This is a genomic window from Brevundimonas sp. UBA7838 (genome assembly GCF_002500885.1).
Taxonomy (GTDB): Bacteria; Pseudomonadota; Alphaproteobacteria; order Caulobacterales; family Caulobacteraceae; genus Brevundimonas; species Brevundimonas vesicularis_C.
The window spans coordinates 79204-91529 of sequence record NZ_DLTK01000127.1; the positions used below are offsets into that span (position 1 = coordinate 79204).

At 64.9% G+C, this 12326-nt stretch carries 16 protein-coding genes and 2 tRNA genes; 7 read left to right on the top strand and 11 right to left on the bottom strand.

The window, feature by feature from the left end:
* Positions 1–28 precede the first annotated feature (28 nt).
* The 3 genes from B3T77_RS12510 to B3T77_RS12520 all read right to left on the bottom strand — a co-directional run bounded on the left by B3T77_RS12510 (position 29) and on the right by B3T77_RS12520 (position 1603).
* Positions 29–889, bottom strand: coding sequence for an AAA family ATPase (locus B3T77_RS12510; RefSeq protein ID WP_292079971.1), 861 nt, complete (start codon positions 887–889; stop codon positions 29–31).
* Between the two features lie 63 nt (positions 890–952).
* Positions 953–1147 (bottom strand): hypothetical protein, encoded by a 195-nt coding sequence (locus tag B3T77_RS12515; RefSeq protein ID WP_066551817.1) that lies wholly within the window; start codon positions 1145–1147, stop codon positions 953–955.
* Positions 1148–1159: 12 nt separating this feature from the next.
* Positions 1160–1603: a hypothetical protein gene (locus B3T77_RS12520; RefSeq protein WP_292079975.1), complete on the bottom strand. Its 444-nt coding sequence runs from the start codon at positions 1601–1603 to the stop codon at positions 1160–1162.
* Positions 1604–1759: 156 nt separating this feature from the next.
* Between B3T77_RS12520 and flbT the strand changes: the two genes are divergently transcribed.
* Positions 1760–2182 carry a flagellar biosynthesis repressor FlbT gene (gene flbT, locus B3T77_RS12525; RefSeq protein ID WP_045811316.1) on the top strand — a complete coding sequence of 141 codons (423 nt, stop codon included), beginning with the start codon at positions 1760–1762 and terminating at the stop codon, positions 2180–2182.
* Positions 2142–2507 (top strand): flagellar biosynthesis regulator FlaF, encoded by a 366-nt coding sequence (gene flaF / locus B3T77_RS12530; RefSeq protein WP_055808591.1) that lies wholly within the window; start codon positions 2142–2144, stop codon positions 2505–2507. The genes flbT and flaF overlap by 41 nt, the downstream gene beginning before the upstream one ends.
* Before the next feature lie 251 nt (positions 2508–2758).
* Here the strand turns inward: flaF and B3T77_RS12535 are convergent, their stop codons facing one another.
* From B3T77_RS12535 to B3T77_RS12565, 7 genes are all read right to left on the bottom strand, one after another.
* Positions 2759–3523 (bottom strand): exopolysaccharide biosynthesis protein, encoded by a 765-nt coding sequence (locus B3T77_RS12535; protein ID WP_292079978.1) that lies wholly within the window; start codon positions 3521–3523, stop codon positions 2759–2761.
* Between the two features lie 99 nt (positions 3524–3622).
* Positions 3623–3808 carry a DUF3008 family protein gene (locus tag B3T77_RS12540; RefSeq protein WP_039247297.1) on the bottom strand — a complete coding sequence of 62 codons (186 nt, stop codon included), beginning with the start codon at positions 3806–3808 and terminating at the stop codon, positions 3623–3625.
* A 29-nt stretch (positions 3809–3837) separates the two neighbouring features.
* Positions 3838–5007 carry an isovaleryl-CoA dehydrogenase gene (locus tag B3T77_RS12545; protein WP_271041363.1) on the bottom strand — a complete coding sequence of 390 codons (1170 nt, stop codon included), beginning with the start codon at positions 5005–5007 and terminating at the stop codon, positions 3838–3840.
* Between the two features lie 43 nt (positions 5008–5050).
* Positions 5051–6196 carry a glycoside hydrolase family protein gene (locus B3T77_RS12550; RefSeq protein ID WP_292079981.1) on the bottom strand — a complete coding sequence of 382 codons (1146 nt, stop codon included), beginning with the start codon at positions 6194–6196 and terminating at the stop codon, positions 5051–5053.
* Between the two features lie 78 nt (positions 6197–6274).
* Positions 6275–7693, bottom strand: coding sequence for a magnesium transporter (gene mgtE / locus B3T77_RS12555; protein WP_091747315.1), 1419 nt, complete (start codon positions 7691–7693; stop codon positions 6275–6277).
* Positions 7694–7758: 65 nt separating this feature from the next.
* A tRNA-Leu gene (locus B3T77_RS12560) sits at positions 7759–7843 on the bottom strand.
* Between the two features lie 87 nt (positions 7844–7930).
* Entirely contained in the window at positions 7931–8182 is a 252-nt protein-coding gene (locus B3T77_RS12565) for a FliM/FliN family flagellar motor switch protein (protein ID WP_017505209.1), read from the bottom strand.
* A 65-nt stretch (positions 8183–8247) separates the two neighbouring features.
* Here B3T77_RS12565 and lipB point away from each other — a divergent pair, with 65 nt between their 5' ends.
* From lipB to B3T77_RS12585, 4 genes are all read left to right on the top strand, one after another.
* On the top strand, positions 8248–8964 hold the full coding sequence (gene lipB, locus B3T77_RS12570; RefSeq protein WP_292079984.1) for a lipoyl(octanoyl) transferase LipB: 717 nt from the start codon (positions 8248–8250) through the stop codon (positions 8962–8964).
* 127 nt (positions 8965–9091) lie between these two features.
* A complete protein-coding gene (locus B3T77_RS12575) occupies positions 9092–10576 on the top strand; it encodes a hypothetical protein (RefSeq protein ID WP_292079986.1) in 1485 nt (494 codons plus the stop codon).
* Between the two features lie 76 nt (positions 10577–10652).
* Positions 10653–11147 carry a peptide-methionine (R)-S-oxide reductase MsrB gene (msrB, locus tag B3T77_RS12580; RefSeq protein ID WP_292079988.1) on the top strand — a complete coding sequence of 165 codons (495 nt, stop codon included), beginning with the start codon at positions 10653–10655 and terminating at the stop codon, positions 11145–11147.
* Between the two features lie 48 nt (positions 11148–11195).
* Complete coding sequence (locus tag B3T77_RS12585) at positions 11196–11783, top strand: hypothetical protein (protein ID WP_292079990.1); 588 nt, start codon at positions 11196–11198, stop codon at positions 11781–11783.
* A 67-nt stretch (positions 11784–11850) separates the two neighbouring features.
* On the opposite strand, the gene B3T77_RS12590 is transcribed toward B3T77_RS12585, so the two are convergent.
* Positions 11851–11925, bottom strand: a tRNA-Thr gene (locus B3T77_RS12590).
* A gap of 110 nt (positions 11926–12035) precedes the next feature.
* On the opposite strand from B3T77_RS12590, the gene B3T77_RS12595 reads away from it, so the two are divergent.
* The gene (locus B3T77_RS12595; protein WP_017505204.1) at positions 12036–12233 is read left to right on the top strand and encodes a hypothetical protein; all 198 of its coding nucleotides are present in this window, start codon (positions 12036–12038) and stop codon (positions 12231–12233) included.
* The last annotated feature ends 93 nt before the right edge of the window (positions 12234–12326 follow it).

Consider the following 12326-nt stretch of genomic DNA (forward strand, 5'->3'; position numbering starts at 1 on the left):
ATCCAGTGAAATCGCGGTAATCACCGAGTCAGCCGCCGGGGCGCGAGCCTTCGCGGCGGTTCAGGAAGGCCAGGCGTTCGAACAGATGCACGTCCTGCTCGTTCTTCAGCAGCGCGCCATGCAGCGGCGGGATAAGCTTGTTTGGCGTCTTCTCACGCAGGGTTTCGGCGTCGATATCCCCGACCAGCAGCAGCTTCAGCCAATCGAGAAGCTCCGAGGTTGACGGCTTCTTCTTCAGGCCCGGCGTGTCGCGGATTTCGTAGAAGGTCTTCAGCGCCTCGGACACCAGGCGCGGTTTGATGCCGGGGAAGTGCACATCGACGATGGCCGACAGGGTCTCGGCTTCGGGAAAGCGAATGAAGTGGAAGAAGCAGCGCCGCAGGAAGGCGTCGGGCAGCTCTTTTTCATTGTTGGAGGTGATGATGACGATGGGGCGCACTTCGGCGCGGATCGTCTCGTCCGTTTCCTGGACGTAGAACTCCATCCGGTCGAGTTCCTGCAGCAGGTCGTTTGGAAACTCGATGTCGGCCTTGTCGATCTCGTCGATCAGCAGGACGGGACGGGCAGGGGCGGTGAACGCTTCCCACAACTTGCCCTTCTTCAGGTAGTTGCGGACGTCATGGACGCGTTCCTCGCCCAACTGGCTGTCGCGCAACCGGCTGACCGCGTCATACTCGTACAGGCCGTTGTGGGCCTTGGTGGTGGATTTGACGTGCCAGGTGATCAGAGGCGCGTCAAAGGCCTTGGCGATCTCATAGGCCAAGACCGTCTTGCCTGTGCCGGGCTCGCCCTTGATCAGCAGGGGACGCTCTAACGCGACCGCGGCGTTCACCGCGACCTTGAGGTCGCTCGTCGCGATATAACGGTCCGTGCCTTCGAAACGGCTCATAGAAAAACCCACTCCGTGTTTCCACGAAGTGGGTTAGCGGATCGCCTGCGTCGTGAACAGCGATCAGGTGATGCGCTTCGCCGAGACCGGATCACTGGCGGGGAAGGTTTCTTCCAGACCCTCATCCACGAGCGCCTCCTGGCGGCTTTCGGACTTTTCGATCTTGTCGAGCTGGTCCGGCACACCGTCCTGCGAGGTCGTGCGCTTGGCGTGCGGGGCGTCGGTGGACGCGTCGTGACGGGCTTTATCGTCGGTCATGTCATTGTCTCCTTATCGCGCCGGAGCGTCTTGATCGCCGTCCGGGCCGTATCCCAAGTCCGTAATGTCGTCGTCCGAGAGCCTTTTGGCTTCCCAGTGGGCGGCGCTGGCCTGTGCGCCGCGTTCGTTTTCCATCAGGCCGGAATAGACGAGCTCGATTTCATCCGGCGCTGACGCCGGCCCGCCTTCGGAATCGATCTGATCGCGGTTTTCGCCATCGACGCCCAATAGGGCGTCGGCTTCGCGTTCGATGCCGTCGAGCGCTAACGGGTCATCGAGATCGACCTCGGCGTCCTCGTCGAACTCCTCTTCGTCGGCGTCGCCATCCGCCTGGGTCACGTCCAGCACCTGGTCGGCTTCATCCAGCAGAAATTCGCCGTCGCCCTCGTCGTCCAGATGGGTTTCGTCGAACGTCTCAGACTGTTCCTGATCGTCCTGATAGTCGTTGTCCGGCATGGTCGTCTCCTCTTCGACAAGCCAACGCAACGGCGACGATACGCGTTCCAGCGGATCGATCTCACAAGGGATGGTTAACTGATGCCGGGGTAGGGTCTGATTCACTCGAAGCTGTCGTGCGCGACCGGCTCGACCACGACTGGAGTACGGTCCTCAATGGCCTTGAAGCTGTCGCTGAAACCCGGCGAGAAGTTTGTTCTGAATGGCGCGGTGGTCCAGAACGGCGATCGTCGCGGCGTGCTGATCCTCCAAAACCGCGCCAGCGTCCTGCGCGAGAAGGACATCATGCAGGCCGAGGACGTCACCACGCCCGCACGCCGCATCTATTTCCCGATCATGATGATGTATCTGGACGAGAGTTCGGCGTCGAAGTTCTTCGACGAACTCGCTCTGCGGATCACCGAATTCATGGGCGCGACGCAGAACCCGGACATCCTGGCCGAATGCGTCTCGGCTTCGCGTCATGTGCTGGCGCGCGAATACTACAAGGCCCTGATGTCGGCGCGTAAGATTGTCGAGTATGAAGAGAGAGTGCTGAATGTCGCTTCAGGCCTACACAGCGGCGACAGCGAGGGCTGAGAGCCCGCGCGACCTGGAGTACCGTCTGTTCGGTCAGGTCACGCGCGCTCTGGTTCACGCCTCGACCGTCGACGAATCCGACATCGCCACCCGTATCGACGCGCTGGACTGGAACCGGCGCCTCTGGTCGACGCTGGCCGGCGAGTGCAGCGATGCAGGCAACGCCCTGGGCGCTCCGATGCGCGCGCAGATCATTTCACTGAGCTTGTTCATCAATCGCCATTCCTCGGCGATCATGCGGGGCGAAGAGAGCTTTCAGGATCTGATCGATATCAATCGCATGATCATGCAGGGCCTGTCCGGCGGGGCGTCGCCGACGCAGTAAACCGGCACGCGTTCACGAAAGCGCGAAGCCCATTGGCGCAAGGCGTTGAGCAGTCTTATGTTTCGCCTCCCTGTTCAACAGTCGAAAGGAGGTGATCCAGTGTCTCATTGTCATCAATCGCGAGCGGCGACCGCGACCCTGGTCCTCGGAGAGGGCCTGGTCTGAGCCTTTCAGACTGAGTTGCGGCCGGACCGTTCGCGGTCAGGCAATGAAGGGTCGTCGGGGAAACCCGGCGGCCCTTTTTGTCGCCGTCAGTGCAGCAGTTTGGCGAACCAGCCGGTCACGTGCTGGGCCACCTCAACTACCGTCGCCCAGATCAGGAACAGATAAAGAGCGCTGGCTGCGGTGGCGACGACGCCGAGCAGGATGGCGACCCCGTCGCGCTGCATCATGCCCAGGGCGAACAGAACCAGAGCGATACCGGGCAGGGCGTCTCCAAACGGAATGGGCAAGGCCATGATCAGGGCCAGCACGACGCAGACTAGGCCGGTGAAGGTGTCGGCGACATCGCCGGTCAGCAGCGGCAGGCGTGGACGGGTCAAGCGTTCGATGGCGCGGACCATCTTCAGAACACTCACGCCGTTCGGCCGTCTGCGAACGGCGCGCCTCACGCCGTCGGAAAAGATGTAACGGCACCCGGCGATCCGCACCTTCGCCGACAGCACCCAGCGACGCAGCCAGGCCGGGGCTGCGAACGGCGTGGCGATCAAGGATGTGTAGGCGGCGCGGGATACGGAGGCCTTCAACATCCAGCGCGGCAGCCAGACGCTCTGTCTTTGGAAGGCCAGTTCCAGAGACATCAGGATGATCGGCACGGCGAAGACCGCCTTGCCGCCGGGCGGCCAAGGCAAAAGCGCCAACAGCGACAGGATCAGGATCATGGCCCCGAAGCCGCGCTCGCCGAACGAAGCGACCAGTTCGGCCATGGTCAGCTTGGGTTCGGGGGCGTGGCCGAGGTATTCAAGGACGTCGGAAAACCGCCGCAGGTCGTCATTCGGAGGCGGTTGGGCGGGCATCAGGCGGGGCGCTCGGCTGGAGATTGCGCCCATCTAGGCGGTCGGCGCGTGGATCGCCACTTACAGAACGGACAGGCGATCAGATAAATCGACTGTGTCTCAGTCCTGCACGTGCTCGGGTTTGCCCTTGCGCTTGGTCTCGGCCAGGTCTTCCAGCTGCTTTTCCGTCATGGACTCGACCATGGACTTGGACGCGCCCTTCAGCTTCGACTTCGGCGTGTCTCCACGCTTAGCCGATAGGGCGGCGCCGGCGGCCTTTTGCTGAGCGGCGGATTTTGCGGGCATGGTCTGTCTCCTTGTTCGGAGACAAGCCGTCAGCCGCCCAGCAGTTCCCGTCCAATCAGGAAGCGGCGGATCTCGTTGGTGCCGGCGCCGATGTCATAAAGTTTGGCGTCGCGGACCAGGCGTTCGACCGGCCATTCCTTGGTGTAGCCGGCGCCGCCCAGGGCCTGAACGGCCTCCATCGTGACCTTCACCGCATTTTCGGACGCCAGCAGGATCGCACCCGCCGCGTCGTAGCGCGTTGTCAGGCCGGCGTCGCAGGCACGGGCGACCGAATAGACATAGGCGCGGGCGCTGTTCAGGGCGACATACATGTCGGCGATCTTGCCCTGCATCAGCTGGAACGAGCCGATCGGCTTTCCGAACTGTTTGCGGTCGCGGACGTAGGGCAGGACCACGTCCAGCGCGGCCTGCATGATGCCGAGCGGGCCAGCGGCCAGAACGGCGCGCTCATAGTCCAGGCCGCTCATCAGCACGCCGGCGCCGCCGCCCAACGGACCCATGATGTTGTCTTCCGGCACTTCGCAATCTTCGAAAACCAGTTCGGCGGTGTCCGAGCCGCGCATGCCCATCTTGTCCAGCTTCTTGCTGACGCTGAAACCCTTCATGCCCTTTTCGATCAGGAAGGCGGTGCAACCCTTTGATCCAGCGTCCGGATCGGTCTTGGCATAGACGACGAGGGTGTCGGCGTGGGGCGCGTTGGTGATCCAGAACTTGGTGCCGTTCAGGATGTAGCGATCGCCCTTCTTTTCAGCGCGGGTGCGCATCGACATGACGTCGGAACCTGATCCGGCCTCGGACATGGCCAGCGAGCCGACATGTTCGCCGCTGATCAGCTTGGGCAGATATTTCTGCTTCTGCTCGGCCGTGCCCCAGCGCCGGATCTGATTGACGCACAGGTTGGAGTGGGCGCCGTAGCTCAGGCCGATCGAGGCCGAGGCGCGCGACACTTCCTCCATCGCCACGACATGTTCGAGATAGCCCAGGCCAAGGCCGCCGAACTCTTCCTCGACGGTGATTCCGTGCAGGCCCAGTTCGCCCATCTCGGGCCAGAGCTCGCGTTTGAACTCGTTCTTTTCGTCGATCTCGGCGGCCAGCGGCGCCAGGCGATCAGCGGCCCAGCGGGCGGTGGTGTCGCGGATGGCGTCGGCGTTATCGCCAAGGCCGAATTCCATGGATTGGGGCGCGAAGGGAATGCTCATGCGCTAGGGCGTAGCATCGCGCACGGCCTTTCGCCAAGCGCTGTCAGACGCGGTCAGCCCGTCCCCAGCGCCGATAGCAGTTGTAGCCCGACACCCCCAGGCAGGCGGCGGCGACCAGGATCAGGACCCAGGCGACCGTGGCGGTGTCGCTGCTGTTCGATATCGACGCGCGGCGAAAGGCGGCTATGGCGACGCCGAGGCACAGGGCGCCCAGGCCGCCCATGATGACGAAGGTCAAGGTTTCCCCCAGGCCCGAACGCCGCTTGGCCCGAGCGCGGGCCACGACCTCGCGCGTGCTCAGCACGTCTTCGCTGGCTGCCGCATCACCCTCGATGGCCGGTGCGGCGGCGCTGTCGCCGGACGCGGCTTCGGCCAGTCCCGGCGCGGTCAGGACCACGCTGGTTTTCTGCGCACCCGCGAAGCCCGACGGCGTCTCCGGCTGTTGGGTCTCGACCGGCGCGTGGATGTCGTTCGCGGCGATGATCGGCGCAGCGACGGACACGGTCTCCGATTGCCCTGTCAGCGGCACGACGTCCGGGACCGGGCCGACAGCCGTCGCGGCATAGACGGCGTGGGGCTGAGGCGCGGTGGTCGCTTGAGCCAGCGGTACGTCGATCTGAGCCGGGAAGGGGGCGACGGCTTCATCCAGGGCGCCGTCGACGGCGGGCAGGGTCGGCTCATCCGTCTCGAAAGGAGACGGCAGGGGCGCGGCCAGGAGATCCGCCAGGGTGACCGGCGCGCCGGGCGCGGCATTGAACAGCGCGTGTTCAGCCGAGCGCCGGCGGGTTGGCGTCTCTGCGGCGGCTTCATCGGCCCATGCGCTCATGGAGGCGGACGCCTGACGCGCAGACCCCGCGTTCAACTGTTCGACCACATCGGAGGCGGCGAACCTGTCCGCGCCGATGGAAAAGGCGAAACTGGCCAGGGCGTCGAACTGATGTTGGTTCAGCGGCGCGCGGACATGATCGATCACAGCCTTCACGACCGGGATCAGGTCGTATTGCATCAGCAGTTCGGCCTCGGCCTCGGACACTCTCGCGCCCTCGCGAGCCGACCGGGTGTGGCCATAGCCGATGACCCAGCGACCGTCGCTGCGTTGCATGGCCCGAGGCCGGAAGCCTTCGAAACTCTTGATCAGCAGGACGCCCTCTCGGGACACCTTGCTGGGTTTGGGGAGGACGTCAGACACAGTTGACCCAATTGGAAACAGGCGCGCGGCGCTCGCACCGCTCCTAGCAAGGGCCGCGCCGGATCGTCCGCGTGGTGTCTAGAGCAGCACCAGTGTGGCCAGACCAAGGAAGATCAGGAAGCCGAAGAAGTCCGTGGTCGCTGTGACGAACACGGCCGAGGACACGGCCGGGTCGAACTTGAGCTTGGAGAGGGTCAGGGGCGTCAGGACGCCGATCGACGCGGCGACCAGCAGGTTCAGGATCATGGCCGCGCCGATCACCAGGCCGATCTTCCAGTCTTCGTCCCGGAACCAGAAGCCGGCCGCGATGCCGATCAGGGGCGCCAGGATCAGGCCGTTGGCCAGGCCCACCACCATCTCGCGCCAGAAGGTGCGCGGGGCGTTCGAACTGTTCAGCTCGCGCGTCGCCAGGGCGCGCACGGTCACGGTCAGGGCCTGGGTGCCCGCATTGCCGCCGATGGCCGAGACGATCGGCATCAGGACGGCAAGAGCGACGATCTGCTGGATGGTGGCCTCGAACAGGCCGATGACGCTGGCGCCCAAGGCCGCCGTCGCCAGATTGATCGCCAGCCAGGGCACGCGACCGCGCACGATCTCGGGCACAGACGAACCGCGGTCCTCGTCGGCGACACCGGCCAGACGCAGGATGTCCTCGCGGTTCTCTTCCTGAATGATGTTGACGATGTCATCGACGGTGATCTGGCCGACCAGCCGACCGGCCGCGTCCACGACGGGCGCCGAGATCAGGTGGTATTTCTCGAAGATGTAGGCGACTTCTTCCTGATCCTGATCGACGGCGATCTCGTTGATCGGCTCCATCAGATCGGTCAGGGCGATGGTGCGGGCGGCGCGCAGCAGGCCGCTGATCGGCACGCCGCCGACCGGGCGGTTCAGCGGATCGACAACATAGATGTCGAAGAACAGCTCGGGCAGGTCGTCGCCCTGTTTGCGGATGTGGTCGATAGTGTCGCCCACGCTCCAGAACTGGGGCGCGGCCATCACCTCGCGCTGCATCAGGCGGCCGGCGGATTCTTCCGCATAGCCCAGGCTGCTTTCGATGGCGGCGCGATCGACTTCGGGCATGGCGGCCAGAACGCGTTCGCGCTGGTCGTCCTCCAGGTCTTCGACGACGGCTGCGGCGTCGTCGGAATCCAGTTCCTGCAGCGCCTCGGCCAGGGTGCCGTGCGGCACGCGCTCCAGCACCTCCTCGCGGATATTGTCGTCCAACTCGGGCAGGGTTTCGGCCAGAAGCTCGGGCGGCAACCACAGGACCACGACGGCGCGGTGTTCCGCCGTCAGAAAGCCCATCAGGTCGGCGACGTCGGCCGGGTGCAGGTCTTCCAGCAGCGAGCGCAGCCGCATCCCGTCGCCGTCGTCGGCGGCGTCCACGACTTTCTCGACGAATTGAGGGGTGAGGACATAGTCCTCGTCCAGGGCGGCGTGGTCTTCGTTATCGAGCGTCTCGTCTGGAGCAAAGGCGGTGTCCGTGGTGCTCACGTGGTCGCCTCCCTTGGTAGAATGTCCAGCCGTACTTAGCCGATGAATCGCCCTGTTTAGCCAGATGGTGCGGTCGAGAAGACTCGAACTTCCACGGGTTGCCCCACAGCGACCTCAACGCTGCGCGTCTACCAATTCCGCCACGACCGCTCGCATCGGAGCGGCGGCGAATAGACGAAGCCGTTGGAAAAGGAAAGGGCGAAATGAGCGACGCAAAAGACGTCGCGGATCAAAGTCTCAGGCCGACCCGGCCATGAAGTCGTACACGTCCGCCTGGCGGGTGACGGTGATGGCGATACGGTCGTCTCGGATCTCGATTTCGCCGCGCGCGACAGGATAGTTGTTGGCCAGGATCCAGACCTCGTCGCCCTCTGCAGCGTCCAGGGGAATCACCGCGCCGCGACCCATGCGCAGCAGTTGCGACATCGGCAGCACCGAGCGACCCAGAACCACGGAGATTTCGACATCGACGGCGTTAATCTGGGTCACGTAAAGCTCTCTTCACTAGAGGGCCGTCTCTTGCAGAAACGCCCTGGCGACCACATTGAAGCGTCATGCTTGCTGAGCCGTTAAGCCCGTCCCTTCAGAAACTGCGTCTCGACGATGACCGACCGGTCGAATGGGCCGTGTCGAAAGGCTACGTCGACTATGCGGCCGCAGAGGCCTTCATGGAGGCGCGCGTCGCGGCCATTGCAGCCGGCGAAGCGAATGAGATGGTCTGGTTGCTGGAGCATCCGCCGCTCTACACCGCCGGCGTCTCGGCCAAGGACGACGACCTTCTGGATGCCGGCCGGTTTCCGGTGCATCGCACAGGGCGGGGCGGGCAGTTCACCTATCACGGGCCGGGACAGCGCGTGGCCTATGTGATGCTGGACCTGAACCGGCGCGGCAAGGACGTCCGGTGTTTCGTGCGCGGGCTTGAGCTGTGGCTGATCGGCGCCCTGGATACGTTCGGCGTGAAGGCCGACATCCGGCCGGGCCGCGTGGGCGTGTGGGTCGAGCGCAAGGGGGCGGGCTGGTCGCGTGAAGACAAGATCGCCGCCATCGGCGTCAAGGTCCGCAAATGGGTCAGCTTCCACGGCATCAGCCTGAACGTGGAGCCGGATCTTGATCATTTCGGCGGCATCGTCCCGTGCGGCATTCAGGAACACGGCGTCACCAGCCTGGTCGATCTCGGCGTTCTGGCGACGATGGACGAGGCGGACGAGGCCTTGAGGCGCAGCTTCGATCGGATCTTCGGCGCAGCGGTCGAGGCGTCGGCGCCGCTTTGATGCGCGCCGCATCGCCGCAGCCCATGTGACAATCGGGCGAAATCCCGCGCGGCGGGGTTGGCAAGCGCTGGACGCATGGGGTTTAACCTTTCCCACGAGCTTGAAATCAAAGGCCGCAGGAAACCCCATGAACCGAATGATCGCCGCCGCTTCGGCCGCCGTTCTGTCGCTGACCGTCGCCGCCGGCGCCGCTGTCGCACAGGATTTTCGCGCTCTGGCGCAACAGGACCTTCAGGCCGCGCATGACGCCCTGGCCGCCAACCACCCCGCCGCCGTGATTCCCGGCGCGCCCAGCGAAGCGTTTCGCAGCTGGATCGATGCCGGCCTGACCGATGCGCAAGGCAAGGTTGGCCGCGTGAACAGCGGCGACAGCCACGCCTATCTGATGCGCTACTACGCCAACGGCTTCCGCGATTCGAACATCGCGATTCGCCCGACTTATGAAGGCCTCGGCCCCTTCTTCGCGACCAGCTGGCCGGGCGTGACCACGGCGTGGCGCAACGGCGAATATGTCGTTTCCTATGTGAAGCCCGGCGTTCGCAACGTGCCGCCGCTCGGCGCGACCCTGGTCAAATGCGGCGACAAGACCGCCGCGCAGTTGGCCGAAGAGCGGCTGGACCGCTGGGAAGGCGACCTCACGACGGAAGCCGGACGTGTCCGCACCGCCCCCTATCTGCTGTGGAACCGCAATAACCCGTTCACCGGCGGCGTGCCCTCGCTGTGCACCTTCAAGGTCGGGCGTCGCGATCGTGACTTCCAGATGCAGCCTCAGCCGGCTGACGCCGCCAGCCTGGAAGCCGCCTATCGCGCCACCGTCTATACGCCGGGCGCCAATCCGTTGTCGGTCGAGACGGTCGATGGCCGTCCGTGGATCAACGTTCACACTCTGGCTGACGACGCCGGATGGGACGCCTTCTACGCCGCTGTCGAAGCCCAACTGCCCGCTATTCGAGGCGCGCAGGGGCTGGTCATCGATCTGCGCGGCGCAAACGGCGCTTCGCTGAACGCGACGGGCAAGGGCTATGGCCTGGCCAACCGCATCTGGACGCCGGAGTTCACCGTCAGCCGTCAGCCTGAAGCCGGCTCAATCACCTACCGCGCCACGACCGCAAACCGTCAGTGGTTCGCCGACACCCTGGCCCGCATGCAGGCCGACCCGCGCTTCGTCGCCGAATCCGGCCCGGTGATCGAACAGACCCAGGCCATCGTCGCCGCCTTCGATTCGGCCCTGGCCGCCAATCAGCCGACATTCACCATGCCGGGCCGTCCTTCGGTGGCTGACACGGGCGTAGCAAACCCTGTGGCGGGTCCGGTCGTGGTCCTGGTCGACAGCGGCTGCACCAGCGGGTGCCTGGATACGCTGGACCTGCTGACGCGCCTGCCGAACGTGCGCCTGGCCGGATCGGTAACCGCTGAGGACTCGATCTTTATCGAGCCGACCGTTCTGCGCCTGCCGTCGAACTATGCCGAGCTGACCTATGGTCATAAGGCCTGGACCACGCGCCAACGCGGCAACGATGCGCCCTTCACCCCGGCGCAAGGCCTTGCCTATACCGGATCGGCGACGGACGAGGCGGCCGTGCGCGCCTGGGTCGGGACGCTGTTCCAATAAGTAAGGACAGGTCGGTCGAATGAACGAGGGGCGGGCAGGGGTGGAACCCTTGGCCCGCCCTTCTTATTTGCAGTCCATGACCGATCTCGCCCAAACCTCCGAATCCCTCCGTTCGCCGTCGGGCTATGACCTGACCCCGCCGAACGCCGAAGAACGCGCCCGGCTCGAAGCCGATCTGAACCCCGAGGAAAAGCGCGTCTTGCTCTCCCATGGCACTGAGGCGCCCTTCTGCGGCACTCTGCTGGGCGAGAAGCGGGCCGGCGTCTTCTGCTGCCGCGAGTGCGGCTTGCCGCTGTTCAAGAGCGGAACCAAGTTCGAAAGCGGCACCGGCTGGCCCAGCTTCACCCAGCCGGTCGATGAAGCGCACGTCCACGCGATCCGCGACACCAGCTACGGCATGATCCGGATCGAGACCCAATGCGCCCGCTGCGGCAGCCATCAGGGTCACGTCTTCCCAGACGGTCCACCGCCCACCGGAAACCGCTATTGCATCAACTCGGTCGCGCTCAGTTTCGTACCCGAGGGCGAGGCTCTGCCGGACCCCCTCGACCGCGGCGACGGCATCGCCTGACCTTGGTCTCAATCGCTGTGCTAGGATGATATCGAACGGAGGTGGCCTATGCTGATCGCAAGTCTCTTGGCGGGTGTTGCGCTGGCGGCGTCGGACGGTGATCCGGACGGCGTGGTGACCACGGCGCCGACAAACGCGCCCACCTTGGCTCAGGCCTTGGCGGCAGCGCCTGAGGCGTCGCTGACAGCGCCGACGGCCCAAGACGCCGCCCCGCACGGCATGACCACCGAACAACAGATCCAGAACTGGATCAGCTCGCGCACGCCGGGCGCAACCTTCGACGAAAGCGCAGAACCGGGCGCCCCGGCCGAGCGTAAGATGCATGGCATGGTCGAGGCCGGAATCGGCACCGGCGGCTATCGCAGCTATGGCGCGGCCGTTTCCTTGCCGGTCGGCGAGAACGGTCGCCTGGACCTCGCCTACCGCGAAGGCCGCAACGAGCCTTGGGGATACGGCTACGGCGGCTATGGTCTGCGCGGGCCGGGCTTTTACTCGCCCTATGGCGGCGGCTGGCGCGGTCGAGGCTATGGGGCCGACACCACGACCAAGTCGATGTCGATGGGGTTCAGCTGGAGCAAGGACGGCGATGCGGATGACCGCGATCCCTATCGCCGCGGGTTGTACGGCTACGACTGAAGGCTTTTCCGTCCGATCTGGAAAATCAAAAAGGCCCGGCGAAAGCCGGGCCTTTTCAAGTCTCAGATGGTGCCGCCGGGGGGAATCGAACCCACGACCTCAGCCTTACCAAGGATGCGCTCTACCACTGAGCTACGGCGGCCCCGACTGAGGAAGCGGCCGTATAGCCAAACCCTTCCGGGGAGGGAAGCGGCTTTTTGACGATCTGAAAGAAAGTTTGGACATGGCCCGTGATCACGGCATCATCGCGCCATGACTCGCACGCCGCATGACGCCGATACGCCCTCCGCCGCCGCACAGGCGACGCCGATCGTCGAATCGGGTCCTGATTTCGAGAAAGCGCGGGCCAAGGCGGAAAAGGCCATGCGGCTGGCCTCGGCGCTCCGGGCCAATCTGCGGCGGCGCAAGGCGCCGGCGCGGACGCCGGCTGCGCCACGCGACAGCAACTGAAAGTCATCGGCTCGCGATCACCCAGCCCTTTGGCAAGCGCCCGCCGGCTTGCTAGAGAACCTTCCCCCCGAGGCGTTGGCCTCGGGCGCGCTT

Excerpts from the sequence above, each read along its gene's own strand:
- B3T77_RS12510 (WP_292079971.1), bottom strand. The coding sequence starts at position 889 with ATGAGCCGTTTCGAAGGCACGGACCGTTATATCGCGACGAGCGACCTC.
- B3T77_RS12515 (WP_066551817.1), bottom strand. The coding sequence starts at position 1,147 with ATGACCGACGATAAAGCCCGTCACGACGCGTCCACCGACGCCCCGCAC.
- B3T77_RS12520 (WP_292079975.1), bottom strand. The coding sequence starts at position 1,603 with ATGCCGGACAACGACTATCAGGACGATCAGGAACAGTCTGAGACGTTC.
- flbT (WP_045811316.1), top strand. The coding sequence starts at position 1,760 with ATGGCCTTGAAGCTGTCGCTGAAACCCGGCGAGAAGTTTGTTCTGAAT.
- flaF (WP_055808591.1), top strand. The coding sequence starts at position 2,142 with ATGTCGCTTCAGGCCTACACAGCGGCGACAGCGAGGGCTGAGAGCCCG.
- B3T77_RS12535 (WP_292079978.1), bottom strand. The coding sequence starts at position 3,523 with ATGCCCGCCCAACCGCCTCCGAATGACGACCTGCGGCGGTTTTCCGAC.
- B3T77_RS12540 (WP_039247297.1), bottom strand. The coding sequence starts at position 3,808 with ATGCCCGCAAAATCCGCCGCTCAGCAAAAGGCCGCCGGCGCCGCCCTA.
- B3T77_RS12545 (WP_271041363.1), bottom strand. The coding sequence starts at position 5,007 with ATGAGCATTCCCTTCGCGCCCCAATCCATGGAATTCGGCCTTGGCGAT.
- lipB (WP_292079984.1), top strand. The coding sequence starts at position 8,248 with ATGCTTGCTGAGCCGTTAAGCCCGTCCCTTCAGAAACTGCGTCTCGAC.
- B3T77_RS12575 (WP_292079986.1), top strand. The coding sequence starts at position 9,092 with ATGAACCGAATGATCGCCGCCGCTTCGGCCGCCGTTCTGTCGCTGACC.
- msrB (WP_292079988.1), top strand. The coding sequence starts at position 10,653 with ATGACCGATCTCGCCCAAACCTCCGAATCCCTCCGTTCGCCGTCGGGC.
- B3T77_RS12585 (WP_292079990.1), top strand. The coding sequence starts at position 11,196 with ATGCTGATCGCAAGTCTCTTGGCGGGTGTTGCGCTGGCGGCGTCGGAC.
- B3T77_RS12595 (WP_017505204.1), top strand. The coding sequence starts at position 12,036 with ATGACTCGCACGCCGCATGACGCCGATACGCCCTCCGCCGCCGCACAG.